The organism is Allobosea sp. NPDC055353 (genome assembly GCF_053644975.1).
Genome location: NZ_JBSHMC010000003.1, coordinates 1 through 25,645 on the forward strand (window position 1 = coordinate 1; position 25,645 = coordinate 25,645).

Below are 25,645 nucleotides of genomic sequence, written 5' to 3' on the forward strand. Positions count from 1 at the left end.
CCGTCCGGCGAACCGGCCTAAGCCCCAGCGTCCTAAGGAAGCGCAGAAGAGGCGCCGCTCAGCGGCGGCGCCGTCTCGATGGCCGGTTTATAGGCGGGACCCCTTTCTCCTGTCAACGCGCATTTTGAAAGTTTTTCGACAAAAATGGGTTCTGTCATTATTCCAAGGACTTAGACGAAAGTCGCGGTCTTCGACCCATGGAGAGGGGTTCTCCGAGAACCCTTTTGGCCGCCGGTCCTCAGCCCGGGCCATCCACGTCCATTCCGGATGACTGCCAGAGGCCGGAAAATGGCGGGTCTTCAGGGCTGAGAAGCGGCGTCGCTCAGGGCTTCTGCCAGGAAGGTGCTGAGAGCCGCCACGGCAGCCGAAGCACGGCCCGGCGCCAGATGCAGCGCGATCTCCGAGGCCGGCAGCGCCGGCAGGCCATACTCTGCCCCCAGCAACTGCAAACCGGGACGGGCTGTACCTGCCTTGACCACGGTGAGGGCCACGCCCGAGGCCGCCATCGCCTCGACGGCACCGATGCTCGAAGACGAGAACAGGATGCGCCAGCCCAGGCCGGTCTCGTTCAATGCCGCGAGCGCCCATTCACGAAACATGTTGGGCGCCTTGAGCAGGGCAAGCTGCAAGGGCTCCTCCAACGTGAAGGCGATACGGTCCGAGCAGGCCCAGGCCGTCTGCTCCTTGCGCAGGACCTCGCCGCGCCCGTCCCCCGCCTTCTGGGTCGCGAGCACGAGATCGAACTCCTCGCCGAGGCTGTTCAGGAGATCGCGCGTGAAACCCGTCGTGACCTCGAGCTCGACCTCCGGGTGCGAACGGGCGAAGCGCGCCAGCGTCTCCGGCAGGACGATGGTCGCATAATCATCCATCACCGCGAGCCGGACCCGGCCGCTGACGCTCTGGGCATTGATGACGTCGAGCGCCTCGTCGTGCAGCGCGACGATGCGGCGAGCATAGCCAAGGAACTGTTCGCCCGCGCGCGTGAGGAGAACCTCGTGGGGCGAGCGCTGCAGCAGCGTCTGGCCGGCCAGCTCCTCAAGGCGACGGATCTGGGTGCTGACGGTCGACTGGCTACGGAACAAGGCTGCCGCGGCGCGCGTGAAGCTCTTCAGCTCCGCGACCGTGACGAAGCTACGCAGCAGATCGACGTCGATATTGCGCAGCATGGTGCGACGCCCTCACCTCGTAGCCATCGAGCGAACCGTTATGGCAATTCGGAAACGATCTGTCCTGTAGGCGGGGACGGGAGCTGCCATGCGCGGCACCGATCATGGAAATCGAAGAATTCAATTTTGCCGCAGGGCGTACGGACGATAGCGTGTCGCCCAACGGGACAAATCCGAGCCCGAGACCGGAGACGCCAGACAATGCCTCGCTTGAGATCCGCCACCTCCACCCATGGCCGCAACATGGCCGGCGCCCGCGGCCTGTGGCGCGCCACCGGCATGAAGGACAGCGATTTCGGCAAGCCGATCATCGCGGTAGTCAACTCCTTCACCCAGTTCGTGCCGGGCCATGTCCATCTTCAGGACCTCGGCCAGCTCGTGGCGCGCGAGATCGAGAAGGCCGGCGGCGTTGCCAAGGAGTTCAACACGATCGCGGTCGATGACGGCATCGCCATGGGCCATGACGGCATGCTCTACAGCCTGCCCTCGCGCGAGCTGATCGCCGACAGCGTCGAATACATGGTCAACGCCCATTGCGCCGACGCGATGGTCTGCATCTCCAACTGTGACAAGATCACGCCCGGCATGCTGATGGCCTCGATGCGGCTGAACATCCCGACCGTGTTCGTCTCGGGCGGCCCGATGGAGGCCGGCAAGTTCATCGCCGAGGGCGTGCTGAAGAAGGTCGATCTGGTCGATGCGATGATCGCGGCGGCCGACGACAAGTACACCGACGCCGAGGTCGACGTGATCGAGCGCTCGGCCTGCCCGACCTGCGGCTCCTGCTCTGGCATGTTCACCGCCAATTCGATGAACTGCCTGACCGAGGCGCTCGGCCTCGCGTTGCCGGGCAACGGCTCGACGCTCGCCACCCATGCCGACCGGAAGCGCCTCTTCGTCGAGGCCGGCCACCTGATCGTCGACCTCGCCCGCCGCTATTACGAGCAGGACGACGAAAGCGTGCTGCCGCGCCAAGTCGGCTCGTTCAAGGCGTTCGAGAACGCGATGACGCTCGACATCGCCATGGGCGGCTCGACCAACACGGTGCTGCATCTGCTGGCCGCAGCGCACGAGGCCGAGATCGACTTCACCATGGCCGATATCGACCGGCTCTCGCGCCGCGTGCCCGTGCTCTGCAAGGTCGCGCCCGCCGTTGCCGACGTTCATATGGAAGACGTGCATCGCGCCGGCGGCATCATGGCGATCCTCGGCGAGCTCGACCGCGCCGGCCTGATCGACACCACGCTGCCGACCGTGCACAGCACGACGATGGCGGACGCGCTGGCGCGCTGGGACATCACGCAGACCGAGAGTGAGGCCGTGCGCTCCTTCTATAGCGCCGCGCCCGGCGGTGTGCCGACCCAGACCGCCTTCAGCCAGGATCGGCGCTTCGCCGAACTCGACGCCGACCGCGAGAAAGGCGTCATCCGCAGCGCCGAGCATGCCTATTCCAAGGATGGCGGCTTGGCCGTGCTCTCCGGCAATATCGCGCTCGACGGCTGCATCGTGAAGACGGCGGGCGTCGACGCCTCGATCCTGAAATTCTCCGGCCCGGCCGTGATTTTCGAGAGCCAGGACGCGGCGGTCGAGGGCATCCTCAACCGCAAGGTCAAGGAAGGCGATATCGTGCTGATCCGCTACGAGGGGCCGCGCGGCGGGCCGGGCATGCAGGAAATGCTCTATCCGACGAGCTATCTGAAATCGAAGGGCCTGGGCAAAGCCTGCGCGCTCATCACCGACGGGCGCTTCTCGGGCGGCTCCTCCGGCCTCTCGATCGGCCATGTCTCGCCGGAAGCGGCGGAAGGTGGCGCAATCGGCCTCGTCGAGAGCGGCGACATCATCGCGATCGACATCCCGAACCGCAGCATCTCGCTTAAGGTTTCCGACGAGGAGCTGGCACGTCGCCGCGCCGCGATGGAGGAGAAGGGCAAGGATGCCTGGAAGCCGGCCTCGCCGCGCAAGCGCAAGGTCACCACTGCGCTGAAGGCCTATGCCGCGACGACGACGAGCGCAGCCAAGGGCGCGGTGCGCGTCGTCGATTGACGTCGAGTTGGTTGCCCTGCCAGGGCACCCAACTTTTTTGAAAACGCGTGTCATCCCGGACGCAGCGAAGCGGAGATCCGGGATCCATTCCTGAACCTTCTTCGGAAGCCCTCCGGCATGGATCCCGGGTCTCCCTCCGGTCGCCCGGGATGACTCCGTGGTTCCGGGAACTATGAAAGGTCCCTAGATCGAAATTCCCCAATCGCGCGGCTCGAAAAGACGTTTCTGCCTTTTGCAGAAAAACAGCCGGCGCGACGACAGAATGGCGTTGCCCCGGCAATCGCGATCCGCCTATTGAGCCTGCACTATATTTGAGCAGCCCAATCGGCCGTCATGAGTTCCACTTCCCCTCCTTCTCCCCTGAGCCAGCGCTCGCGCTTCCGGTTCTTCGTGCCGATCCTGGCCGGTGCGACCTGGCGCGACCGCCTGGTCTCCTGCCTTGGTGCGCTCGTCTGCGTCGGCGCGACCGGGCTGATCTGCAGCCTGCTGCTCGGCAACGACCCGCACCTGCCGCTTCTCGTCGCGCCGATGGGCGCTTCCGCGCTGCTCCTCTTCGCGATCCCGTCGAGCCCTCTGGCGCAGCCCTGGCCTATCGTCGGCGGCAATACCGTCTCCGCCCTGATCGGCCTTCTCGTCAGCCGCTATGTGCCGGAGCCCGCGGTGGCGGCTGGCTGCGCGGTGGCGCTTGCGATCGCGGCGATGTCGCTTTTGCGCTGCCTGCACCCGCCGGGTGGAGCGGCCGCCCTGACCGCCGCGCTCGGCGGCCCCGCCGTCGCGGCCTACGGGCTCGGCTTCGCCTTCGTCCCTGTCGGGCTCAACGCGCTCGTGCTGACCCTGCTCGGCGTGGCGTTCCACCGCTTCTCCAGCCATAGCTATCCGCATCGCGCGCCAGCACCGGCGAACACCCACGGCACGAAGGACCCGCCCTCCGGCCAGCGCGTCGGCTTCAACGAGGACGATATCGACGCCGCACTGAGCGATGTCGGAGAGGCCTTCGACATCGACCGCGAGGATCTCGACCGGCTGCTCCGGCGCGTCGAACTCCACGCGCTGGCGCGCAAGCGCGAGCTGCCGCGCTGCGCCGACATCATGTCCCGCGATCTCGTTCGCGTCGACCAGCACGACGATATCGAGACCGCCCGCCGTTTGCTGCTCGACCATGCGATCCGCACCCTGCCCGTCGTCGACCGCGAGAACCGGCTGCTCGGCACGGTCGGCCTGCGTGAGCTGGCCCATCCGGGCCTGCGCGTCCGCGACGTGATGTCCCCTGCGGTGATCGCGCGCCCCGACGAGCCGGCCGTCGATCTCATCGCCGCCCTCACCGATGGCAGCCATCACGCCGTCATCGTCGTGGATGACGGCGAGCGTCTGGTCGGGCTCGTCAGCCAGAGCGATCTGCTGGCGATGCTGCTGCGACCGCTCCGGCGTGAAGCGGCCTGAAAAAAGCGGGTTTCCCCCGGCTGCCATCCTGCTCTAGCCTTGTGGCGGGATATCAACGGAGGAATCCTGATGCGGGCTGCGATCGTCGCCCTGAGCTGCCTTCTGTCGCTGCCGGCGGCAGCCGCAGGCCCTTTCGGCAAGATCGTCGTCGGCAACTGGTCGGGCGGCACCTTCACCAATGACCAGACCGGCGCCTTCTCGCATTGCGCCGTCAGCGCCCGCTACAAGAGCGGGGTGACGATGCTGACCTCGGTGACCGCGCAATTCTCCTGGCTGCTCGGCTTTTCGAAGCCCGAATGGAAGCTGAGAACCGGCGAGACGCTGAAGCTACGGCTCGTCTTCGACCGCAGCTCGACCATCGAGGTGACCGCCAGCATCAAGTCGCCGACGCTTGTCACGATCGCCATGCCGGCGCAGTCCACCCTGATTAATGCTTTCCGGCAGGGGCGCTATCTCGAGCTGGTCGCCAATGACGCGCGCTATACCTTCGCGCTGACCTCGACCGGCGAGATGCTGCCGGCGCTGGTCGAATGCGTGAAGCAGAGCGCCAATGTCCGCGGCCCGGTCTCCCCCGGCGCGCCCGTCAGGGCCCAGACACCGGAAGCCACGGAGAAGGAGCGCGCGGCGCGGGCCGAGAAGAAGGCCCTGCTGGAGAAGACACGCGATCTGATCCGCAGCAAGATGCTGGCCTGCATCGGCCGCGAGGGCGCGCCGATGCTGCTCACGGACGAGAAGGCAGAGGTCGTCGCCAAGGCCGCCATGATCTTCTGCAAGGGCGATGTCGACGCCCTGACCACGGCCACGATCGAGCTGATCGAAACCGAGGACGGCCGGCCGACCAATCGCAACGCCGTGCGTGAAGCCGCCGAAAAGAGGGTGCAGGAGGTGGTCACCGCGCATGTCATCCGCACCCGCGGCGAGATGATCGGCAAGGGGCAGCGGCCCGGCAATCCGGCGCCGAGCCGGCCGACCGACCCGGGGACGCGTCCCTCGCAATCGCTTTGAGCGATGCTCCCACCTGATCGCAGCGACTTTAAACCCCACCTTGTCATTCCGGGGCTTCGCATAGCGAAGAACCCGGAACCCACGACCGGGTGAGCGGCCCGAACGCGGCATGGAATGTCTCACCCAGTCGTGGGTTCCGGATCGGCGCCGCTCGCGCGGCTTGTCCGGAATGACAAAGCGTTTCCCTTAACGAACCCTATGAACGAGAAACGCCGCGCCTCACGGCGCGACGTTCCGGAAACTGTCGCCTGCGGAAGATCAGCTCTTCAGCTTGGTGTTGCACTGGCTCCAGTAGCCGCCGCCCTTCTCGATCCACTTGAGATCGCCATTGGCATTGGTCGCCTTGTTGGCGTTGTACTGATCGACACAGGTCTTGAGGCGCGCCTTGCCAGCGGTCTCGCTCGAATATTTCTGCGAAACCGCCTTCGGGAAGATCGCGGCCTTGGCCTTGCCCGCCGGCATCGCCGCGGGCTTGGCAGCCGACCCGGCCGGCATGGCGGAAGCGGCAGGCTTCGCCGGCTCGGCCGGCATGGCAGCGGCTGCCTCGTCGTCAGCGGCGTCGTCGTCGCCGCACTCGGCCTTGCGGAAGTCGTTCCACTTCTGGCCCTTCAGCGTATTGGCCTTCTTGGCGTCCTGATACTTGACGCTGCATTCCTTCATCGTCAGCGCCGAGGCGGGCGCCACGGAGAAGGAAACGAGCGCGAAGGCCGATGCGGATGCGAGAATGAGAGTCCTGAACATGGCGTTCTCCATGGCAAAGCGTGTTGCCGCCGGTCGGCATGCCACTCCGATTTGCGCCCCGAAGCAAGTCCCCTCCGGCGCGTGAGCAATGCTTCGGACCACAAGATGTTCCTTTTCGGGCAGGCTTTTCATGCCCAGGCGTCGATCGACGGCGCTCGACCCTCGCGGTGTAGCACGCGCCCCTTGCGATATCCCGGCATTTCCCTGCTATATGACGGGCCGCCGAACCGCTGGAGACGACATGGCACGGCCGTCAGACGCCGCAAAGGACCGCGAGCTCATTCGCATTCTCACCGAGAATGCCCGCTTGCCGCTGTCCGAGATCGCCAAGCAGCTCGGCGTCTCCCGGGCGACGGCGCAAGGGCGCCTCAGCCGGCTCGAACGCGACGGGGTGATCGCCGGCTACACCACGATCCTCGGCAAGGCGAACCGGCCGGCGACCACGATCGCGGCACTGATCCTGATTGAGCTGGAGATGAAACAGCAGGGCGGCGTGGTCGCGGCGTTGAAAAAACGCCCGGAAATCGTGCAATGCCACACGCTGAGCGGGCATTTCGATCTCAGCGTCAAGATCGAATGCGAGACCTCCAGCGACCTCGACACGATCATCGACTGGATCGCCGAGATGGAAGGCGTGCGTCGGACGACCTCCTCCGTGATTCTGGCCCGAAAATTCGAACGCTGAGAGCGTCGGCGCCGGCGGAAGGCGGGATTTCCCATCGCATTCGGCCATATCCCATCGAATTGCACCATCATAACGCACTCCTCCGACGATCCGCCCGTTAAAGCCCGCCCGGCTTGCGGCGATGATCCGCGTCGAGGGGGAGGCTCCTGGCCGACCCGACACCCAACCAGGAGATCGCGACATGACCATCCAGAAGCGCATTGCCGTGCTCGGCGCCGGCCAGATCGGCGTCATCATCGCCGGCATGCTGGCCGAGCAGGGCCATCAGGTGACGCTGGCCGACGCTTCCGCGGCGCAGCTCAAGCACGCCGCAGGGGGCCGTTTCGCCACCGAGACCGTCGATGCTTCCAATCTCGATGCGCTGCGCGTCTTCCTGAAAGACCGCGACATCGTCGTCAGCGCCTGCCCCTATTTCCTGAACAAGGGCATCGCCAAGGTCGCGGCCGAGACCAAGACCCATTATTTCGACCTGACCGAGGACGTCGCGACCACTGCCTATATCAAGGAACTCGGCGAGACCTCCGATGTCGCGCTCGTCCCGCAATGCGGCCTGGCCCCGGGCTTCATCTGCATCCTCGGCGCCGACATGGCCGCGCGCTTCGAGAATGTCCGCGCCATCAAGATGCGCGTCGGCGCGCTGCCGCTCTATCCGACCAATGCGCTGCGCTACAACGTGACCTGGTCGGTCGACGGCCTGATCAACGAATACTGCAACCCCTGCGAGATCGTCTTCGACGGCCAGCCGACCCTGGTGCCGGCGCTCGAAGGCATCGAGAGCGTGATGATCGACGGCGTCGCCTACGAGGCCTTCAACACCTCGGGCGGCCTCGGCACGCTGACCGAGACGCTCGCCGGCAAGGTCCGCAACATGAGCTACAAGACGCTGCGCTATCCCGGCCATGCCGAGATCATGAAGCTCCTGCTGCGTGACCTCGATCTCGCCGACGATCGCGAGACGTTGCGCCGCATCCTCACCCACTCCGCGCCCTTCACCCGCAAGGACGTGGTGGTGATCTTCGTGACCGGCGTCGGCGAGCGCAACGGCCGCCTCGAGGAGGAGAGCGTCGTGCTGCGCTATGACGGCAATGACGATCTCGGCGCGATCCAGCTCACCACCGCCGCCGGCTGCGTCGCGATGGTCGAACTCTTCCTCGCCGGCAAGCTGCCCGCCAAAGGCTTCGTGCGCCAGGAAGACGCCGTGCTCGCCGATTTCCTCGCGACCAAGGCCGGTGCCCGGCTGGTCGGCGAAGCCCGCGGCGTCGATGCCGCCGGCCTCGTGCCGAGCGTCGCGATCAAGAGCGCGGCCTGAACGCCCGCGCCCTCACAAGTCAGGCTCTGCCGGTCAGAGCCTGACGCCCAGGCCGCGCAATTCGGCGCGCAGGTCGATGGGCTCGACGAAATGGACGGCCCGCATGCCGGCGGCGCGGGCCCCCACCACGTTCTTCTCGCTGTCGTCGACGAAGATGCAGTCCCCGGCCGTCAGGCCATAGCGATCGAACAGCACCTCGTAGATCGCGCGCTCCGGCTTCAGCATCCGCTCATGGGCGGAGACGACGACGCCGTCGAAGCTCTGCAGGAACGGGAAGCGGATCAGGCATTCGGCCCATTTCTCGCGCGAGAAATTGGTGATGGCATAGACCTTCTCGCCCTGCCCCTTCAGCTCCTCCAGCACGGCGACGCTATCGGCGATGGCATGGGGCACGCTGTCGTGCCAGCTCTCGTCGAAGGCTCGGATCTCGCGCTCCCATTCCGGATGCTGTTTCACCAGAAGCGCGACGCCCTCCTCCCAGCTCCGGCCGCGATCCTGCTCCAGATTCCAGTCGCCGGTGCAGATGTTCTGCATGAACCAGTCGAGCCGCTCCGCCTCCGGGATCAGCGCGCGATAGATCAGCCGCGCATCCCAGCGCAGCAGGACATTGCCGACATCGAAGACGACGGTGGGAGTGCTAGAAGCCATGGCCAAACCCGGTTGAAAGGGCCGGCAGGACAAACCATTCACGCGCTTGTGTCCAGACGTGCAGGACAGCAGCCGACCCCATCGTTTATGCCGGGGTCATGAGCACCCGCACCACGAATACCGCCTTACGAACCTGGCTGCCCTGGACCGACCGGCAGGGCCGGTTCTCCGGCCTGCGGGCTGCGGCCTTCGCTCTGCTCCTCGTGCCGGCACTCATGCTGCTCTACGCCGCCTGGATGCACCAGCTCGGCTCCAAGCCCTGGACGCAGGCGATCCACCAGATCGGGACCTGGACGGTCAGGATCCTCATCGTCACCCTCGCGGTCTCGCCGTTCCGGCGCCTGTTCGACTGGGGCAAGCTGATCGGCATCCGTCGCATGCTCGGCCTTGGCGTCATGGCCTATGCGCTCGGCCATCTCGCGCTCTACTGCATCGACATGGCCTTCGACTGGGGACTGATCGTCTCCGAGATCGTCAAGCGCTTCTACCTGACCATCGGCTTCGTCGCGCTCATCGGCCTCGTTGCGCAGGGCGTGACCTCGACCGACGGCATGATCCGCCGACTCGGCAAGAACTGGCAGCGCCTGCACAATCTCGTCTATCCGATCGCGGTGCTGGCCCTGCTGCATTTCGCGCTGCAATCGAAGATCGACGTCACCGAGCCGGTGCTGATGAGCGGGCTGTTCCTGCTGCTCCTGCTCTATCGCGGCCTGTACCGCTGGAAGCTGCCGGTCTCGGTGCCGGTGCTCGCAGGCGTGTCACTGCTGGCGGGGCTGCTCACGGCCGGGCTGGAAGCGGGCTGGTATGCGGCGACCTCCGGGGTCTCGGCCTGGCTGGTCTTGCAGGCCAATGCCGACATCCTGACCTATCAGGACTATGCCTCGATCCGGCCGGCGCATTGGGTCGTGCTCGCGGGCCTCGCGGTAGCTCTCGGCCATGGCTTGCGTGCTCGAAAAGCCCGCCCGCCGCGGCAGGCTCGTCAGAGCGCGCCCGCTCCGGCGGCGTGAGAGAAAAACTTTCCAAGTTTCGACATCTTCCAGATGGAAAGGGTTTCCCCCTCCAGCACTCATGCTCTAACCCTGTGACATGCCTGACGACCCGCACGCCCAGCCCACGGCCGATGTCGTAGAAGCCGAGCTCGCCTCGGAGGGCATCAAGCCTACCCAGGCGCGGGTCTCGCCCTTCGTCCCGCTGCAGCAGCCGATCTTCCGCGCCGTCTGGTTCGCCAGCCTGGTCTCGAATTTCGGCGGCCTGGTCCAGGCGGTCGGCGCCTCCTGGATGATGGCCTCGATCTCGCCCTCGGCCGAGATGGTGGCGCTGGTCCAGGCCTCGACGACCTTGCCGGTGATGCTGTTCTCGCTGGCGGCCGGGGCCATCGCCGACAATTACGACCGACGCAAGATCCTGCTGACCGCGCAGGTCTTCATGCTGACGGTCTCGATCGGGCTGGCGGTCTGCGCCTGGTTCGGCCTGATCACGCCCTGGCTGCTGCTGACCTTCACCTTCCTGATCGGCTGCGGGACGGCGCTGAACAACCCGGCCTGGCAGTCCTCGGTGGGCGACATGGTCCCGCGCCGCGACGTGCCGGCCGCGGTGACGCTCAACAGCGTCGCCTTCAACATCGCTCGCAGCGTAGGTCCCGCGATCGGCGGCGCGATCGTCGCGGCGGCCGGTGCTGTCGCCGCCTTCATCATCAACGCCTTCAGCTATATCCCGCTCTTGATCGTGCTGGCGCGCTGGTCGCCGCCGAAGGTCGAGCGCCTGCTGCCGCGCGAGACATTGTTCATCGCAATGAGTGCGGGCATCCGCTATGTCGCGATGTCCCCGAATATCCGGACCGTCACGCTGCGCGCCTTCGTCTACGGCTTCGGCGCCATCGTCGGCCTGGCGCTGCTGCCATTGATCGCGCGCGATCTCGTGCGCGGCGGCCCGCTGACCTATGGCGTGCTGCTCGGCGCCTTCGGCGCCGGTGCCGTGGCCGGCGCCTTCATGAGCGCACGCCTGCGCCGGGCGATGAGCACGGAAGCGCTCGTCCGCTCGACCTTCATCGCCTATGCCTGCGGCGTCACGCTGATCGCCTTCAGCAAGACGATCTGGCTGGCGATGGCGGGCCTGTGCGTCTGCGGCGCGTGCTGGGTTCTGGCGCTTTCCACCTTCAACGCCACGGTGCAGCTCTCGGCGCCGCGCTGGGTCGTCGGCCGGGCGCTGGCGATGTACCAGATGGCGACCTTCGGCGGCATGGCGATGGGCAGCTGGGCCTGGGGCCGCTCGGCGCTGCATTTCGGCGTCGAGAAGGCCCTCCTGATGTCGGCGGCGATCCTGCTGGTCGGCGCCGCACTCGGTCTGCGCTATCGCCTGCCGCCGCTCGAGGCCCTTAACCTCGACCCGCTCAGCCGCTGGCGCGAGCCCAAGGTCGCGGTCGATATCGAACCGCGCTCGGGCCCGGTCATCGTCACCATCGAATACATCATCAAGCCCGAGGACGTCGTCGCCTTCCTGACCGCGATGGCGGAGCGCCGGCGCATCCGGCGCCGCGACGGCGCAAGGCACTGGACGTTGCTGCGCGACCTGACCGATCCGACGCTGTGGATCGAGCGCTATGACAGCCCGACCTGGGTCGAATATGTCCGGCAGAACCAGCGCGTCACCCAGGCCGATGCCGAGATCGGCGAGCAGGTCCGCGCGCTGCATAGCGGCCCGAACCCGCCGGTGGTCCACCGCATGATCGAACGGCAGACGGCCTCGCTGCCGCAACTCACGCCGAGCCGGACGCCGACGCTCGCCGACTCGCTCAACGACCCGGCGCGGCCTGCCTGAGGCAACTCGTCATTGCGAGGAGCGTAGCGACGAAGCAATCCAGGGAGACGTCGAGCTCTGCCGCCCCTGGATTGCTTCGCTACGCTCGCAATGACGGGAAAGCGTTGCGCGCTCAGCCGACGATCCAGAGGCCGGCCAGGCCGACCATGCCGACGATGATGCGCCACCAGGCGAAGGGCGCGAAGCCGCGCTTCGAGACGAAATCAAGGAAGCTGCGCACCACGACCAGCGCCGAGATGAAGGCGGCGACGAAACCGACGCCGATCATGACGCCGTCGTCGAAGGTGAGGAACTTGTAGCTCTTCAGCAGATCGTAGGCGAAGGCGCCGGCCATGGTCGGCATCGCCAGGAAGAAGGAGAACTCGGCCGCCGCGCGCTTGCTGGCGCCGAGCAGCATCGCACCGACGATGGTCGAGCCCGAGCGCGAGACGCCGGGCACCATCGCCAGGCACTGGATCAGACCGATCTTGAAATACATCGGCAGCGGGAAGGTGGTGGCGTCGCTGTGCTTCTCCTGCAATTCCAGCTCGTCGACGACGAGCAGGATCAGGCCGCCGGCGATCAGCGTGCAGCAGACGATGAAGGGATTGAACAGCACGGTCTTGATGAAGCCGTGCAGCAATGCGCCGATCACCGCCGCCGGCAGGAAGGCGATGAGCACGCCGATGACGAAGCGGCGAGCCGAAGGGTCGCTGGGGATGCGCAAGGCGATATCGAGCAGGCGGCGGAAATAGACCAGCGTGATCGCCAGGATCGCGCCGAGCTGGACCAGAACCTCGAAGGTCTTGCCGTTGGATTCGAAGCCGAGGAAATGGCCGAGCAGGAGCAGGTGCCCGGTCGAGGAGACCGGCAGGAACTCGGTCAGGCCCTCGACGATGCCGAGGACGAAGGCTTCGATCAGGTTGTGCATGGAAGGCTTTCCTCGCGCGAATCAGGCGGCACGGACGTTCGTCTGCACCAGCCTTCCGCCGGCTTACGCCCAGCTCTTTGCAAATTGGTTACCACTTCGCGAAGCAGCATCGGCAAATTGCGGGCTTCGGCATCGCCGCGGGTTGTGGCGTTTTTCCGGCGTGATTATAGCAAGCCGCCGTCGCCTATCGGGTCGCTGCAAGCCCGGCGGCCCTGCTTCCGTCGCATTTCACCTGCTTCACAGTGCTCATGAGTGCCATGGCGACCCTGTATCATTACCCGCTATGCCCGCATTCGCGTTTCATCCGCCTCGCGCTCAGCGAGTTCGGCATGGAGGCCGAGCTGGTCGAGGAACGCGTCTGGGAGCGCCGACGGGAGTTCATCGAGCTCAATACCGCGGGCACGACACCCGTCTTCCAGGAGCAGAATGGCCTCGCCGTTCCCGGTGCCGGGCCGATCGCGGAATATCTCGACGAGACGCGAGGACTTGCGCTCGGCGATCGCCGCCTGCTGCCGGAAGGGCCTGGCGAGCGTGTCGAGGTGCGCCGCCTGCTCGACTGGTTCAACCTCAAGTTTCATGAGGAGATCACCGGCCCGCTCGTGCTGGAAAAGGTGATGAAGCGGTTCATGAGCCGCGACGATGGCGGCGGTTCGCCCGATATGAGCACGATCCGCGCAGCGCGCGCCAATGTGCGCTATCATCTGCGCTATATCTCCTGGCTGCTGGCCAAGCGGAACTGGCTCGCGGGCGCCCAGATGAGCTATGCCGATCTCGCGGCAGCGGCGCATCTGTCCTGCGTCGACTATCTCGGCGACGTGCCCTGGGAAGAGGATGAGGCGGCTCGCGCATGGTATGCGAGGATCAAGTCGAGACCGAGCTTCCGGCCGCTTCTGAGCGACCGCATACCCGGCATGGCTCCGAGCGCCCATTACGACAATCTGGATTTTTGAAGGCCGAGAAGCTGAAGCGCGCCGTCGCTGATCGGGCGCGCGACGAAGGTTTCGCGGTGATGCGCGTCGCCGGGGCCGATGCGATCCCGCAGGCGCCAGGCCGGCTCGAAGCCTGGCTCGCCAAGGGCTACCAGGGCGAGATGGGCTGGATGGAGGATCGGCGCGAACAACGCGCCGATCCGCGCCAGCTCTGGAGTGAGGTCCGCTCCGTCGTCATGCTCGGCATGAACTATGCCGGCGAAGGCGATCCGCTCGCGATGCTCGCCCAGCCCGACAAGGCGGCGATCTCGCTCTATGCGAGACGGCGCGACTATCACGACGTCATCAAGGGCAAGCTCAAGAGCGTCGCGGGGCTGCTCGCGGCGCGCGGCGGCGCCGACGTCAAGGTCTTCGTCGATACCGCCCCCGTCATGGAGAAGCCGCTGGCGCAGGCGGCGGGGCTCGGCTGGCAAGGCAAGCATACCGTGCTGGTCTCGCGCGAACACGGTTCGTGGCTGCTGTTGGGGGCGATCTACACGACGGCCGAACTGCCGGCGGATGCGGCCGAGCGCGACCATTGCGGCTCCTGCCGGCGCTGCCTCGACATCTGCCCGACCGACGCCTTCCCGGCGCCCTACCAGCTCGATGCGCGCCGCTGCATCGCCTATCTCACGATCGAGCACGCAGGCCATATCGACGCTGCCTTGCGGCCCGGCATCGGCAACCGCGTCTTCGGCTGCGACGATTGCCTCGCGGTTTGCCCCTGGAACAAGTTCGCCGCCGCCGCGCAGGAAACACGGCTCGCGCTCAAGGACGAGCTCGACGGGCTCGACCTTGCTTCGCTTTCCCGGCTCGACGATCCCGCCTTCCGCACGCTCTTCGCGGGCACGCCGGTCAAGCGCACCGGGCGCGACCGATTCCTGCGCAATGTGCAGATCGCGATCGGCAATAGCGGCCGGGCCGAGCTGATCGACAGCGCCCTGGCGCATCTCGCCGATCCCTCGCCGCTGGTCCGCGCCATGGCGGTCTGGGCTTCGGGAAGGCTCGATGCCGACCGCGCCAGAGGGCTCGCCACAGCAGGGCTCGACAACGAAACTGACCCGCAGGTGCGCGCCGAATGGCTCGCGCTCACGCCCCGGACGGAAGACGCCGCATGAACATCCTGATCCTCGGCCTCGGCTATTCCGCCGGGTTCTTCGCGCGCGCCGCGCTGGCGCGGGGCTGGGAGGTCACCGGCACCGTCCGCTCGGCCGAGAGGGCGGCCGAGCTCAGCCGCGAAGGCATCCGGACGTTGGTCTTCGGTGGCTTCGCGGTCTCGTCGGCGCTGGCCAGGGCCGTGGCGGAGGCCGATGCCGTGCTGGTCTCGGTGCAGCCGGCCGAGGACGGCGACCCGGCGCTCGGCCCCTTGCGCGCAGCGCTCATGGCGGCACCGAACCTGCGCTGGATCGGCTATCTCTCGACGATCGGCGTCTATGGCGACCAGGGCGGCGCCTGGATCGACGAAGCCACGCCGCCGGCGCCGACCAATGCCCGCACGCGCCAGCGCGTCGCGATCGAGGAGGCCTGGCTGCAGCTCGGGCGCGACAGCGGCAAGCCGGTGCAGATCTTCCGGCTGTCGGGCATCTACGGCCCCGGCCGCAACGCCATCACCAAGCTGCGCAGCGGCACGGCGAACCGCTTGATCAAGTCGGGACAGGTGTTCAACCGCATCCATGTCGACGACATCGCCGGCGTGCTGATGGCTTCGCTGGCGCAGCCGCGCCAGGGGGCGGTCTACAACGTCACCGACGACGAGCCCGGCCCGCCGCAGGACGTCATCACCTTCGCAGCCGAGCTGGCAGGCCTTGAGCCACCACCGGAAATCCCCTTCGAGCAGGCCAAGCTATCCCCGATGGCGGCGAGCTTTTATGGCGAGAGCAAGCGCGTCTCGAACGCGCTGGTGAAGCGGGAACTGGGTTATGCCTTCCGCTACCCGACCTATCGCGAAGCGCTGCGCGCCCTCGCCGAAGCCGGCGAATAGTCAGGCGGCGCGGCGCGGCGTCTCGCCCCCGTAATAGTCGGCATAACGCTTGTCGATCGCCGAGACCGGCAGCACGACGAGCACGTCGGTCGTGCCGAACTGGTGGTCGATGACGGCGCCGGTGCCGAAGCGGGCACCGATGCGCAGATAACCCTTGATCAGGGGCGGCAGCTGCTTGAGGGCGAGCTTGACGTCGACCATCTCCGGCGGCAGGCGGTCCATGCCGACAAAATGCTCGGCATGCGCGATCGCGGCCCAGTCGCCTTCCGAGCGGGCCTGATGGTGCAGGAAGCTCAGTGGCAGCGCCAGCGCATCGGGATCGGTGCCGTCGAAGGAGGCGCAGCCAAACATCGCATCGATGCGGTGATGCTGCAGATAGGCCCAGATACCGGACCAGAGCAGCTCCACCGTCCGCTTGGTGCGATAGGGCTTCAGGACGCAGGAACGGCCGAGCTCGAGGAAGCGCTGGCCGGGATGGCGCGCCAGCATCGGGCCGAGATCGAACTCGCCTTGCGTATAGAATCCGCCAAGCCGCTCGGCCGCGCTCTGGCGCATCAAACGGTAGGTGCCGACCACCTTGGGCTTGATGCCACCGAAGCGGCCGCGCGCGGCATGATCGATGACGAGGAGATGGTCGCAGGCCTTGTCGAAGCGATCGGCATCGCGGCGGAACATGCGCGAGATCACGTCCGGCTTGGCCGACATCTCCTGATAGAAGACGCGATAGCGCAGGCGCTGCGCCCGCCAGATCTCGCGCGGGCCCCGCGCCAGCCGAACCTCGAGCGAGCCGAGCCGGCCGAGCGTGCCCGACAGCGGCGGCGTCTCATCGACCCCGTCACCGGCACGGCGCATGGCTCCGCCCCTCATCAGCATCGACGGCGCGAATCGCGAGAACGGATTGCCGGCTGACGACCGGCCAGGCAGCGCGTTCTTGCTTCCAGAAACGTGCAGTGCCATCGCTTTTCTCATCTCCTGCCGCTACCGGCATGAGGTAGGCTTGCTCCGATGATCTTACAACTTCGCGACGAAACTGCGTCGGAGCGATGACGGCCGTCAAGCGCTCAGGCTGCCGGCCGCGTTCTGGGACAGGCGCTCCAGCCAGCGCAGCAGGGCCTCGCGCTCCAATGGTTTCGCCAGGCAATCATCCATTCCGGCAGCAAAGGCCGCAGCCCGGTCGGCCGCCGAGACATTGGCCGTGACCGCTACCAAAGGCAGCGTCGCGGCTCGGCCGAGCCGTCGTTCCAGGGCACGGATGGCGCGGGCGCAATCGAGCCCGGTCATCACCGGCATCCGGACATCGAGCAAGGCGAGCGCCAAAGGCGGCGCCGTGCCGGCAAAGCTGGCCTCCACCCGCTTCAAGGCCTCGCCCCCGTCACGCGCCCAGATTGCCGTGCAACCGAAACGCTCCAACGTGCGCGTCGCGAGCAGGGCGTTGATCTCGTTGTCTTCAGCGACCAGCACCGTCAGACCCGCACCCGGCAGGCGCGCGGACGTCGACGCCGGCACCGGCGCCTCGCCGATCGCTGCCGAGCCAGGCGGAAGCCCGGTGCCCAGGCGCTCATAGAGAGAGCGCGTCCGGACCGGCTTGATCAGGAATGCGGAGAAGCCCGCCGCCTGCGGCGACCCGAACTGCCGGCGCGCATGGGGCGAGAGCAGGATCAGGCAATCACGAATGCCCGCCGTCGCAACCGCAGCCGCGAGCTGCTTGGCCGGCTCATCGCCGAGTGCATGGTCGACCAGCACCGCCGTGACCGGCATGTCCCCGGCGAGCTTGACGCGCGCAGCCTCCGCCGTGCCGGCGATGGAGACGGAGGCACCGGTCGCCCGGATCGTTTCGGCCAGGAAGCGCGCGGCGAAGGGAGCCGGCGAGACCAGCAGGACATGCTGCCCCGGCCAGTGCGGAATCCGTGCCTCCGGCGCATCGGTTGCCGCGACCAGCGGCAGGGTGACACGAAAGGTCGCGCCCTCGCCCAATCGACTTTCGGCCCGCACCTCGCCTCCCATCAGGCGCGCGAGGCGGCGAACGATCGCGAGCCCAAGGCCGGTGCCCGTCTGCCGGGCGTCGATGCCAGGGTCGAGCTGCTCGAACTCGCCGAAGATGGTATCGAGCCGGTCGGCCGGGATGCCCGGCCCGGTATCGGCGACGGCGATCTCCAGGCGATCATCGCTGCAGGCCATGCTCAAGCCCACGCCGCCGGCTTCCGTGAACTTCACGGCATTGCCGACGAGGTTCAGCAGGACCTGGCGCAACCGGTCGCGATCGCCGACAAGCCTTGCCGGGAAGTCGGGCGCGACATGGGCTGCGAGCTCGATGCCCTTGGCCTGCGCGCGCGGCGCCATCAGTTCCGCGACGGTCTCGACGAGCTGGGCCGGATCGAAGGGTTCCTCGACCAGTTCGAGCTTGCCGGCCTCGACCTTGGCGAAATCGAGGATGTCGTCGACCAACGCGAGCAAGGCCTCGCCGGAGGTGCGCAGCGCCGCCACGTAGGTCGCCTGCTCCGCATCGGGGCCTGTATCGGTGAGAAGATCGGCCATGCCGAGAATGCCGTTGAGCGGCGTGCGGAATTCGTGGCTGACGGTCGCCAGGAAGCGCGACTTCGCCTCGTTCGCCGCCTCGGCGCGGGCCCGCGCCTCGACCAGCGCATCCTCGCCGGCAATGCGCGCCGAGATGTCGCGGCCGACGCGCTGGATCAGCGTACGCCCGTCAGGCCCGGGAACGACGGTCTCGATCCAGGAGATCCAGCGCTCGCCCTCATAGGTCGCGAGGCATTCGTCGAAGCTGCGGGCGCCGCCTTCCAGCAGCACGAGCGGGCGACTGGCGAGCTGCGGCAGCAGCATCCGGCTGCCGACGAGATCCTGCTCCCCGGCCCCGAACAAGGCGGCGTAGGCCCGGTTGGCATAAACGATCCGCGCGCCGTCGCGCCGGACGATCAGGTCGCCCTGGGCTTCGATCAGGCTGCGATAGCGTTCCTCGCTATCGGCGAGATTCCAGAGCCGGTCGTTGAGAGCCTCGGCATCATGGGCGAGCGAGGCCACCTGCCGGCGGAGGTCACCGCGCTGGCGCAGCAGCCACAGCACGACGCCCGCAACCGGGAGAAGCAAAGCCGCGAAGGCAAGGGCGAACCATGACCAGATCGAAGAAGCCATGCCCTTCGATCTACGCAGTTCGCCTTGAAAAAGCCGCCTGCGAATAGTGCGAATTCGACCGGTCGCGTGGGAGGATCGGTTAACCCTGCCGCCTCAGGCGGCCTGAACGAGGTCCTCCCCGCGCGCCCGGTAGGACAAGGCTTCGGCCAGATGGCGCCGGCCGACCTTCGCCTCCTCATCGAGATCGGCGAGGGTACGGGCAACCTTCAGCACGCGATGATAGGCGCGCGCCGTCAAGCGCAGCGCCTCCGCCGCATCCCGCAGCAGCGCGAGCCCGGCATTGTCCGGCCGCGCAACCTCCTCGATCACCGGCACGGGACAGGCGGCATTGGTCATGACGTGACCGAAGCCGAGGCTCTCGAAGCGCGCCGCCTGAAGCCGGCGGGCCGCACCGACGCGCGCCGCGACCGTCGCCGAGCTCTCGCCTGCGGCAGGGCGAATGAGGTCTGCCGCCGTCACCGCAGGCACATCGATCGCAATGTCGATCCGGTCGAGCAGCGGACCGGACACGCGCGCCTGATATTGGGCCATGCAGCGGTCGTTCGGCTGGCGCCGACAGGCGAAGCCGGGCTCGGTCGCCCGGCCGCAACGGCACGGGTTCATCGCGGCGACGAGCTGGAAGCGCGCGGGGTAGACGACGCGGTGATTGGCGCGGGAGATCAGGACGTCGCCGGTCTCCATCGGCTGGCGCAGGGCATCGAGCGCCTGCGGCTGGAATTCCGGCAGTTCGTCGAGGAAGAGCACGCCGTGATGGGCGAGCGAGACTTCCCCCGGCCGGGCCTGCAAACCGCCGCCGACGAGCGCGGCCATCGAGGCCGAATGGTGCGGAGCCCGGAAGGGCCGCCGGTCGGTCAGGGCACCGTCGGCGAGCTTGCCGGCAACGGACAGGACCATCGAGACCTCGAGCAATTCGCGCGGCGAGAGCGGCGGCAGGATCGAGGGCAGGCGGCTCGCCAGCATCGACTTGCCGGCTCCGGGGGGCCCGTTCATCAGGAGATTATGCCCGCCCGCCGCCGCGATCTCGAGCACGCGCCTTGCGCTTTCCTGGCCCTTGACGTCGGCGAGGTCCGGCAAGGGACCGGCCTGGCGCGCGACCGCCGGTTCGGGCCGGGCCATGACCTGCGTGCCCTTGAAATGATTGGCGAGCTGGATCAGCGAACGCGGCGCCAGGATGTCGATATCGGCCGCCGCCCAGGCCGCCTCCGGGCCGGACCCCGCCGGGCAGATCAGCCCCTGCCCCTTGGCATAAGCTGCGATCGCGGCTGGCAGGACACCCGCAACGGGGGTGGTCGAGCCGTCGAGCGCGAGTTCGCCGAGGACCACGTAGCCGGACAGGGCATCGGCGGGGATCGCCCCGATCGCGGCCATGACGGCGAGCGCGATCGGCAGATCGTAGTGGCTGCCCTCCTTGGGCAGGTCGGCCGGGGCGAGATTGACGGTGACACGCTTGGCCGGCAGCGCAAGCCCCGAGGCGAGGAGCGCGGCGCGGACCCGCTCGCGGCTTTCGGCAACGGCCTTGTCGGGCAGCCCGACCAGCACGAAGGCGACGCCGCCCGGCGCGACCTGGACCTGAACGTCGACGGCGCGCGCCTCGATGCCCTCGAACGCCACCGTCGCGACTCGCGCCACCATCTTGCGCCCCGCTCCCTTACCGCATGGGAAGGCTAGCGAAGCTTCGGCGGCAACGCAAGAACATATCAGGAACTCAACAGATCGAAAAAGGGGAGACGGCGCCTCCTGCGTCTCTCGCTATCACAGGGGCCTGGGCGCGAGGGGCGCCATCACCGACGCGTGACGATGCCGATGGCCGCCTCCGGGCGCCGTCCGAGCCAGAGCAGCGCGAAGCCGAGCAGGAGGGCGACGACGGCCGCCGGCGCCCGCAACACCGTCAACAGCAGCGGGTCCCAGAGCCAGGGGTGAATGTTGCGCTCGATCGTCGACTGGATCAGCGGGTAGCGCTCCTGAACGAGAGCGATCAGCGCCTCGCTGACCGGCATGAAGCGCAATCCGGCATTCGCGATCGAGCGGGCGCCGTCGATCACCAGCGCGACGAAGCCGGCCGCGACGAACAAATAGCCGATCAACCGGAGAAGAAACCTCACCATCCGCTCCCTATCGCAATCCACCCCGGCCATCCACGCCGCGAAACGCGCGGCCGGCGCATCGCTTCGGTGCCCAGATGTGACCATGCCGGCCGCAGATCGCAACCGATGACCCGCGATTTACCGGGATTGTGCAAAACCCTGCATCTCGGCCCTTGAAAGATCACGGGCCGGCAGTCATAAGCAGCGCGCCGGACAGGTGGCCGAGTGGTTGAAGGCGCACGCCTGGAAAGTGTGTATACGGGAAACCGTATCGCGGGTTCGAATCCCGCCCTGTCCGCCATGCATTTCGACACTCAGCATATGTTTCGATTACGGCATCGATAGCTCAGTGTCGTGCTGACCCCAGCGATGACCCGACAGTCGCTCGCGTTCGAAGGTGTTCCGGGGCGGAATCAGCCTCGAGGCAATGCCATTCGGGTTTGCTCCAGAAGCTGGCCCTGGGGCTTCACCACAAGCTCATGCCAGCGGTTCCGGCGCGCGACGTCCGCTCTCGCCGCCATTCGGATGTCAGCCGCCAGCTTGCGTTATTCCCAAAAGCTGGCCGCCGCGAGCGGTCAGGAGCGGATCACCAGATTTGCGCCGAGTTTATCCCGTCATCATCTTCGGCAGGATGGTGACGATCTGCGGGAACGCCGTGATCAGGACCAGCAGCAGCATCAGCACGAAGAAATAAGGAATCGCCGCCTTCGTCACGGCAAGGATGTCCTTGCCGGTGATGCTCTGCAGCACGAACAGGTTGAAGCCGACGGGCGGGGTAATCTGCGCCGCCTCGATCAGGATGACCACGAAGATGCCGAACCAGAGCAGGTCGATGCCCGCCGCCTGCACCATCGGCAGCATCACCGAGGAGGTCAGCACGATGATCGAGATGCCCTCGAGGAAGCAGCCGAGGATCAGCATGAACACGGCCAGCACCGCCAGCAGCGCGTAGGGCGACAGATGCATGGCATCGACCCAGCTCGCCAGCGAGCGGGGAATGTCGACGAAGGCGACGGCGATCGTCAGGCAAGCGGCGCAGGCGATGATGAAGGAGATCATGCAGGAGGTCCGCATGGCCGCCATCAGGCCGTCCATGAAACTCGCGCGCGTCAACCCGCCACCGACGGCCGCCAGGATCAGCGCTCCGATCACGCCGATGGTCGCGGCTTCCGTGGGGGTGGCGATGCCGCCATAGATCGAGCCCACCACCGAGGCAATGAGCAGCGCCACCGGGATCAGGCGCCGCGAGCGGTAGACCTTCTCGAGGAACGGCACCGGCGGCTCGGCCGGCGGCATCTTGTCCGGGTTGAGCAGGCTCCAGATCGCCGTGTAGCCCATGAACAGCGCCATCAGCAGGATGCCGGGCAGGACGCCGGCGATGAACAGCCGCGCGATCGAGACCTCTGCCGTGACGCCATAGACGATCATGATGATCGAGGGCGGGATCAGCAGGCCGAGCGTGCCGGAGCCGGCCAGCGTGCCGATCGTCATGTTGAGCGGATAGCCGCGCTTCTCCAGTTCGGGCACGCTGATCCGGCCGATCGTGGCACAGGTCACAGCCGAGGAACCGGCCACCGCCGCCATGATGCCGCAGCCCAGCACGTTGACATGGAGCAGCCGGCCCGGCAGGCGCGACACCCAGGGCGCGAGCCCTTGGAACATGTCCGCCGACAGCTTCGAACGGAACAGGATCTCGCCCATCCAGATGAAGAGCGGCAGCGAGGTCAGCGCCCAGCCCCAGCTCGAATCCCAGAGCGTGGAGGCGATCAGCGAACCCATCGGCGCGGTGGTGAAGAGCCCCATCATCACCATGCCGACGGTGAGGAGCGAGAGCGCGACCCAGACGCCGCTGGCGAGCAGCAGGAGGAGCGAGCTGGCGAGGACCAGCGAGGCGAGAACGGTCGTGTCCATGATCGGCCCCTATGCCACCGGCCTGTCGAGTTCGACTTCGTCAGGCGCCTCGTAGCGCGGCTTGCCGCCGGCAAGGAGCCAGATCAGCTCGTCGATGAAGGCGATCGCCAGGGCGGCGATGCCGATGGCGACGCCGGTCTGCGGAATCCAGAACGGCATGGCCAGCAGTCCCGGGCTGACATCGTTGAACTCGCGCGATTGCAGCGCCAGCGATGCGACATGCCAGGCGAGGAACGACACGACGACCGTGCCGAGCAGGCAGTTGAAGACCTCGACGCCATGCCGCCAGCCTTGCGGCAGGCGGTCGACGATCAGGTTGATCCGCACATGCCCACCGCGCCGGAAGGTATGGGCGAGGCCGAAGAAGGTCGAGGCCGCCAGGCACAGGCCCGCCACCTCGGTGGCGTCCACAGTGACACCGCGCATGCGCCCCACGATCTGGGCGACGATGGCCAGCCCGATGCCGACCATGAAGGCGGCAGCGATGTAGCCGCACGCTTCATAGAACCTGTCGAGAACTCCGCGTATCACCGGTCACCCCACTGGCCATGATTTGATTGAAAGAGTGGCGCGCGGAAGCCGGTTACTTCAGGCTCTTCTGGTAGGTTTCATAGACGGCCTTCTCCTCGGCCGTGGCGGTGCCCAGCCAGTCGGCGACCATGCCCTTGCCGGCCGCCTCGATCGCATCGAGGATATCCTTCGGAGACTGGGCGATGGTCACGCCATGGCTCTTCAGCACGCCTTCGCGTTCCTCGCCGGCTTTCTTGGAGAGTTCCCAGCCGCGCTTGGTCGCAGCCTCGCCGGCCTCGAGCACCACTTTCTGCGTCGCCGGGTCGAGCTGGCGGAAGGCGCGCTCGTTGACCAGGATCGCGTTCTTGTTGTGCATCGTGCCGGTATAGGTGAAGTGCTTGACGTAGTCCCAGATCTGGACGTCGGTGCCGGTCTGGGCGCTGGTCCAGAGCGACTGGATCATGCCGGTCGAGAAGGCCTGCGGCACCTCGGCGAAAGGCAGGATCAGCGCTTCCATGCCGAGCTTTTCGCCCATGATCTGCGTCTGCTTCGAATAGATGCGCAGCTTCTGGCCCTTCAGGTCGGACAGCCCCTTGAGCTCGGCCTTGGTATAAAAGCCCTGCCCCGGCCAGGCGACATAGGTGATGGCGCGCAGGCCGCTCTTCTTGAACATCGCCTCAAAGAAGGGGGCCTGCGCCTCCGTCAGCTTGGTGGCCTGCTCATAGGTGGTCGCGACACTGGGAATGTTGTCGAGGTTATACATCGCCGCCTCGTTGCCGTAGACGCCGAGGCGGATCTCGCCGATCTGGATCTGGCCGGACTGGACGGCACGCTTGACCGCGTCGAGCTTGATCAGGCTGTCGTTCGAGCGCAGGTCGATCTTGAGCTTGCCGCCGCTCTTCTGCTCGATCTCCTTGATCATCTCCCGGACGTTCTGGGTGAAGAAGCTGCTCTCCGGATAGCCCGAGGCCATGGTCCAGCTCGTTTGGGCGCTGGCGGGAACGGCGAGCCCGAGGCTCACGGCAAGGGCGGCGGAGGCGATCAAAGCTCTGCGGTTCATGGTTCCCCTCGTTCTTGTCGCGCTGCGGAGATATCCACGCGCGTTTGGAGCCGGAGCCGTGCCGAAGCCCGATCGACGGCTAACGATAGTCCACCGCGTTCCGCCGATAGCAGCCAATTGAATTTTGCTGTTTTCGCGATGCATTTTCTTTATCGAGGATATCCCGCCGCTATCCGCTCGCGCGGCTGTGCCGGAAAGAAGCGATGCCGAACTGGACGCTGAAGCAGCTCGAAAGTTTCGTCTGGGTGGCCAAGCTCGGCAGTTTCCGGGCGACGGCCGAGCGCCTGAACACGACCCAGCCAAACATTTCCGTGCGCATCTCGCAGCTCGAATCGGTGCTGGGCGTGCGGCTGTTCCATCGCGATTCCGGCTCGGTCGCGCTGACCCCGATCGGCCATTCGCTGCTCGGCCAGGCCGAGCGGGTGCTGCAGGCGTCGGAGGAGTTCTCGCAGCAATCGATCCGCTCCGACCAGCAGATCGGCATCCTCAGGCTCGGCGTCGCCGAACTCATCGCCCAGACCTGGCTGCGCGACTATCTGCTCGACCTCAGGCAGGTCTTTCCGAATGTCGATGTCGAGCTCCGGGTCGACCTGACGATCAACCTGCGCGAGGAGCTGGTGTCGCGGTCGCTCGATCTGTGCCTGCTGAACGGCCCGATCTCGAACTTCAACATCACCAATGTCGATCTCGGCTCCGTGCCCTATCTCTGGGTGGCCTCGCCGCAGCTCGGGCTCACCGGCGCCGATCTCGCGACCATGGCCTCGCACACGATTCTGACCCATGCCCGCAACACGCGGCATTTCGTCGAGCTCTCGGCGCATTTCCGCGACAACTGGGAGAGGCCGGTCCGGATCGTGCCGTCGAGCAGTCTCGCGGCCAGCCTGCAGATGACCATCGACGGCCTCGGGATCGCGCCGATGTCGCGGACGCTGGTGGAGAAGCTTCTCGACACCGGAGAGCTTGTGGAGTTCCCCTATGAATGGAAGCCCAGCGCTTTGATCTTCACGGCCTCATATGCCCACACGCCTGCCAGCTTCCTGCTCAAGCGGGCAGCCGAACTCGCCAGCGAACGGGCAGCGCGGCATCATCAGGGCGATGCGAGGCGGCCCGCCGAACGCGCCGAGCGTGGATCGAACTGATAAATATCCTTTATCAAATATCATAGATAATAATAATTCGACGACATCGACGGCGCATTCCATCCTCGCCTCATCAGACAA

At 66.7% G+C, this 25,645-nt stretch carries 22 protein-coding genes and 1 tRNA gene; 12 read left to right on the top strand and 11 right to left on the bottom strand.

Annotated elements, in window-relative coordinates:
• Positions 1-299: 299 nt before the first annotated feature.
• Positions 300-1,166, bottom strand: coding sequence for a LysR substrate-binding domain-containing protein (locus ACWIEX_RS20565; protein ID WP_454034824.1), 867 nt, complete (start codon positions 1,164-1,166; stop codon positions 300-302).
• Between the two features lie 201 nt (positions 1,167-1,367).
• Between ACWIEX_RS20565 and ilvD the strand changes: the two genes are divergently transcribed.
• From ilvD to ACWIEX_RS20580, 3 genes are all read left to right on the top strand, one after another.
• A complete protein-coding gene (ilvD, locus tag ACWIEX_RS20570; RefSeq protein ID WP_454034825.1) occupies positions 1,368-3,209 on the top strand; it encodes a dihydroxy-acid dehydratase in 1,842 nt (613 codons plus the stop codon).
• A gap of 333 nt (positions 3,210-3,542) precedes the next feature.
• On the top strand, positions 3,543-4,649 hold the full coding sequence (locus ACWIEX_RS20575; RefSeq protein ID WP_454034826.1) for an HPP family protein: 1,107 nt from the start codon (positions 3,543-3,545) through the stop codon (positions 4,647-4,649).
• A gap of 69 nt (positions 4,650-4,718) precedes the next feature.
• Positions 4,719-5,654: a hypothetical protein gene (locus ACWIEX_RS20580; RefSeq protein WP_454034827.1), complete on the top strand. Its 936-nt coding sequence runs from the start codon at positions 4,719-4,721 to the stop codon at positions 5,652-5,654.
• 258 nt (positions 5,655-5,912) lie between these two features.
• Here the strand turns inward: ACWIEX_RS20580 and ACWIEX_RS20585 are convergent, their stop codons facing one another.
• The gene (locus tag ACWIEX_RS20585) at positions 5,913-6,395 is read right to left on the bottom strand and encodes a hypothetical protein (RefSeq protein WP_454034828.1); all 483 of its coding nucleotides are present in this window, start codon (positions 6,393-6,395) and stop codon (positions 5,913-5,915) included.
• A gap of 241 nt (positions 6,396-6,636) precedes the next feature.
• Between ACWIEX_RS20585 and ACWIEX_RS20590 the strand changes: the two genes are divergently transcribed.
• Together ACWIEX_RS20590 and ACWIEX_RS20595 are read left to right on the top strand one after the other, a co-directional pair.
• Positions 6,637-7,080 (top strand): Lrp/AsnC family transcriptional regulator, encoded by a 444-nt coding sequence (locus ACWIEX_RS20590; protein ID WP_454034829.1) that lies wholly within the window; start codon positions 6,637-6,639, stop codon positions 7,078-7,080.
• Between the two features lie 181 nt (positions 7,081-7,261).
• A complete protein-coding gene (locus ACWIEX_RS20595) occupies positions 7,262-8,389 on the top strand; it encodes a saccharopine dehydrogenase family protein (RefSeq protein WP_454034830.1) in 1,128 nt (375 codons plus the stop codon).
• 33 nt (positions 8,390-8,422) lie between these two features.
• Here ACWIEX_RS20595 and ACWIEX_RS20600 read toward each other — a convergent pair whose 3' ends face one another.
• Positions 8,423-9,037, bottom strand: a complete 615-nt coding sequence (locus tag ACWIEX_RS20600) for an HAD family hydrolase (RefSeq protein WP_454034831.1) — start codon at positions 9,035-9,037, stop codon at positions 8,423-8,425.
• Positions 9,038-9,135: 98 nt separating this feature from the next.
• Between ACWIEX_RS20600 and ACWIEX_RS20605 the strand changes: the two genes are divergently transcribed.
• Both ACWIEX_RS20605 and ACWIEX_RS20610 read left to right on the top strand, forming a co-directional pair.
• Entirely contained in the window at positions 9,136-10,044 is a 909-nt protein-coding gene (locus ACWIEX_RS20605; protein ID WP_454034832.1) for a protein-methionine-sulfoxide reductase heme-binding subunit MsrQ, read from the top strand.
• A 79-nt stretch (positions 10,045-10,123) separates the two neighbouring features.
• Complete coding sequence (locus tag ACWIEX_RS20610) at positions 10,124-11,854, top strand: MFS transporter (RefSeq protein ID WP_454034833.1); 1,731 nt, start codon at positions 10,124-10,126, stop codon at positions 11,852-11,854.
• 112 nt (positions 11,855-11,966) lie between these two features.
• On the opposite strand, the gene ACWIEX_RS20615 is transcribed toward ACWIEX_RS20610, so the two are convergent.
• Positions 11,967-12,764, bottom strand: a complete 798-nt coding sequence (locus tag ACWIEX_RS20615) for an undecaprenyl-diphosphate phosphatase (protein ID WP_454034834.1) — start codon at positions 12,762-12,764, stop codon at positions 11,967-11,969.
• 257 nt (positions 12,765-13,021) lie between these two features.
• On the opposite strand from ACWIEX_RS20615, the gene ACWIEX_RS20620 reads away from it, so the two are divergent.
• The 3 genes from ACWIEX_RS20620 to ACWIEX_RS20630 are packed head-to-tail and all read left to right on the top strand — an operon-like array spanning position 13,022 to position 15,713.
• A complete protein-coding gene (locus tag ACWIEX_RS20620) occupies positions 13,022-13,714 on the top strand; it encodes a glutathione S-transferase family protein (protein WP_454034835.1) in 693 nt (230 codons plus the stop codon).
• A complete protein-coding gene (queG, locus tag ACWIEX_RS20625) occupies positions 13,711-14,850 on the top strand; it encodes a tRNA epoxyqueuosine(34) reductase QueG (protein WP_454034836.1) in 1,140 nt (379 codons plus the stop codon). Before ACWIEX_RS20620 ends, queG begins: the two co-directional genes overlap by 4 nt.
• Positions 14,847-15,713, top strand: a complete 867-nt coding sequence (locus ACWIEX_RS20630) for an SDR family oxidoreductase (protein WP_454034837.1) — start codon at positions 14,847-14,849, stop codon at positions 15,711-15,713. The genes queG and ACWIEX_RS20630 overlap by 4 nt, the downstream gene beginning before the upstream one ends.
• Here the strand turns inward: ACWIEX_RS20630 and olsB are convergent, their stop codons facing one another.
• The 4 genes from olsB to ACWIEX_RS20650 form a co-directional block, all read right to left on the bottom strand.
• Entirely contained in the window at positions 15,714-16,586 is an 873-nt protein-coding gene (olsB, locus tag ACWIEX_RS20635; RefSeq protein ID WP_454035258.1) for a l-ornithine N(alpha)-acyltransferase, read from the bottom strand.
• A 180-nt stretch (positions 16,587-16,766) separates the two neighbouring features.
• Positions 16,767-18,860 (bottom strand): ATP-binding protein, encoded by a 2,094-nt coding sequence (locus ACWIEX_RS20640; RefSeq protein ID WP_454034838.1) that lies wholly within the window; start codon positions 18,858-18,860, stop codon positions 16,767-16,769.
• 93 nt (positions 18,861-18,953) lie between these two features.
• Positions 18,954-20,492, bottom strand: coding sequence for a YifB family Mg chelatase-like AAA ATPase (locus ACWIEX_RS20645; RefSeq protein WP_454034839.1), 1,539 nt, complete (start codon positions 20,490-20,492; stop codon positions 18,954-18,956).
• A 149-nt stretch (positions 20,493-20,641) separates the two neighbouring features.
• Positions 20,642-20,962 carry a hypothetical protein gene (locus tag ACWIEX_RS20650; RefSeq protein WP_454034840.1) on the bottom strand — a complete coding sequence of 107 codons (321 nt, stop codon included), beginning with the start codon at positions 20,960-20,962 and terminating at the stop codon, positions 20,642-20,644.
• A gap of 193 nt (positions 20,963-21,155) precedes the next feature.
• Between ACWIEX_RS20650 and ACWIEX_RS20655 the strand changes: the two genes are divergently transcribed.
• Positions 21,156-21,245: transfer RNA gene (locus tag ACWIEX_RS20655), tRNA-Ser, on the top strand.
• Between the two features lie 305 nt (positions 21,246-21,550).
• On the opposite strand, the gene ACWIEX_RS20660 is transcribed toward ACWIEX_RS20655, so the two are convergent.
• From ACWIEX_RS20660 to ACWIEX_RS20670, 3 genes are read right to left on the bottom strand one after another with little or no spacing between them, the layout of a single operon-like run.
• Positions 21,551-22,855 (bottom strand): TRAP transporter large permease, encoded by a 1,305-nt coding sequence (locus tag ACWIEX_RS20660; RefSeq protein ID WP_454034841.1) that lies wholly within the window; start codon positions 22,853-22,855, stop codon positions 21,551-21,553.
• Between the two features lie 9 nt (positions 22,856-22,864).
• Positions 22,865-23,386, bottom strand: a complete 522-nt coding sequence (locus ACWIEX_RS20665; RefSeq protein WP_454034842.1) for a TRAP transporter small permease — start codon at positions 23,384-23,386, stop codon at positions 22,865-22,867.
• A 52-nt stretch (positions 23,387-23,438) separates the two neighbouring features.
• Complete coding sequence (locus tag ACWIEX_RS20670) at positions 23,439-24,425, bottom strand: TRAP transporter substrate-binding protein (protein WP_454034843.1); 987 nt, start codon at positions 24,423-24,425, stop codon at positions 23,439-23,441.
• A gap of 203 nt (positions 24,426-24,628) precedes the next feature.
• On the opposite strand from ACWIEX_RS20670, the gene ACWIEX_RS20675 reads away from it, so the two are divergent.
• Positions 24,629-25,564 carry a LysR family transcriptional regulator gene (locus tag ACWIEX_RS20675; protein WP_454034844.1) on the top strand — a complete coding sequence of 312 codons (936 nt, stop codon included), beginning with the start codon at positions 24,629-24,631 and terminating at the stop codon, positions 25,562-25,564.
• Positions 25,565-25,645 lie beyond the last annotated feature (81 nt).

What these genes read in the sequence shown, in the direction of transcription:
- ACWIEX_RS20565 (WP_454034824.1), bottom strand. Translation starts at nt 1,166, where the DNA reads ATGCTGCGCAATATCGACGTCGATCTGCTGCGTAGCTTCGTCACGGTC.
- ilvD (WP_454034825.1), top strand. Translation starts at nt 1,368, where the DNA reads ATGCCTCGCTTGAGATCCGCCACCTCCACCCATGGCCGCAACATGGCC.
- ACWIEX_RS20575 (WP_454034826.1), top strand. Translation starts at nt 3,543, where the DNA reads ATGAGTTCCACTTCCCCTCCTTCTCCCCTGAGCCAGCGCTCGCGCTTC.
- ACWIEX_RS20580 (WP_454034827.1), top strand. Translation starts at nt 4,719, where the DNA reads ATGCGGGCTGCGATCGTCGCCCTGAGCTGCCTTCTGTCGCTGCCGGCG.
- ACWIEX_RS20585 (WP_454034828.1), bottom strand. Translation starts at nt 6,395, where the DNA reads ATGTTCAGGACTCTCATTCTCGCATCCGCATCGGCCTTCGCGCTCGTT.
- ACWIEX_RS20590 (WP_454034829.1), top strand. Translation starts at nt 6,637, where the DNA reads ATGGCACGGCCGTCAGACGCCGCAAAGGACCGCGAGCTCATTCGCATT.
- ACWIEX_RS20595 (WP_454034830.1), top strand. Translation starts at nt 7,262, where the DNA reads ATGACCATCCAGAAGCGCATTGCCGTGCTCGGCGCCGGCCAGATCGGC.
- ACWIEX_RS20600 (WP_454034831.1), bottom strand. Translation starts at nt 9,037, where the DNA reads ATGGCTTCTAGCACTCCCACCGTCGTCTTCGATGTCGGCAATGTCCTG.
- ACWIEX_RS20605 (WP_454034832.1), top strand. Translation starts at nt 9,136, where the DNA reads ATGAGCACCCGCACCACGAATACCGCCTTACGAACCTGGCTGCCCTGG.
- ACWIEX_RS20610 (WP_454034833.1), top strand. Translation starts at nt 10,124, where the DNA reads ATGCCTGACGACCCGCACGCCCAGCCCACGGCCGATGTCGTAGAAGCC.
- ACWIEX_RS20615 (WP_454034834.1), bottom strand. Translation starts at nt 12,764, where the DNA reads ATGCACAACCTGATCGAAGCCTTCGTCCTCGGCATCGTCGAGGGCCTG.
- ACWIEX_RS20620 (WP_454034835.1), top strand. Translation starts at nt 13,022, where the DNA reads ATGGCGACCCTGTATCATTACCCGCTATGCCCGCATTCGCGTTTCATC.
- ACWIEX_RS20630 (WP_454034837.1), top strand. Translation starts at nt 14,847, where the DNA reads ATGAACATCCTGATCCTCGGCCTCGGCTATTCCGCCGGGTTCTTCGCG.
- olsB (WP_454035258.1), bottom strand. Translation starts at nt 16,586, where the DNA reads ATGCTGATGAGGGGCGGAGCCATGCGCCGTGCCGGTGACGGGGTCGAT.
- ACWIEX_RS20640 (WP_454034838.1), bottom strand. Translation starts at nt 18,860, where the DNA reads ATGGCTTCTTCGATCTGGTCATGGTTCGCCCTTGCCTTCGCGGCTTTG.
- ACWIEX_RS20645 (WP_454034839.1), bottom strand. Translation starts at nt 20,492, where the DNA reads ATGGTGGCGCGAGTCGCGACGGTGGCGTTCGAGGGCATCGAGGCGCGC.
- ACWIEX_RS20660 (WP_454034841.1), bottom strand. Translation starts at nt 22,855, where the DNA reads ATGGACACGACCGTTCTCGCCTCGCTGGTCCTCGCCAGCTCGCTCCTC.
- ACWIEX_RS20670 (WP_454034843.1), bottom strand. Translation starts at nt 24,425, where the DNA reads ATGAACCGCAGAGCTTTGATCGCCTCCGCCGCCCTTGCCGTGAGCCTC.
- ACWIEX_RS20675 (WP_454034844.1), top strand. Translation starts at nt 24,629, where the DNA reads ATGCCGAACTGGACGCTGAAGCAGCTCGAAAGTTTCGTCTGGGTGGCC.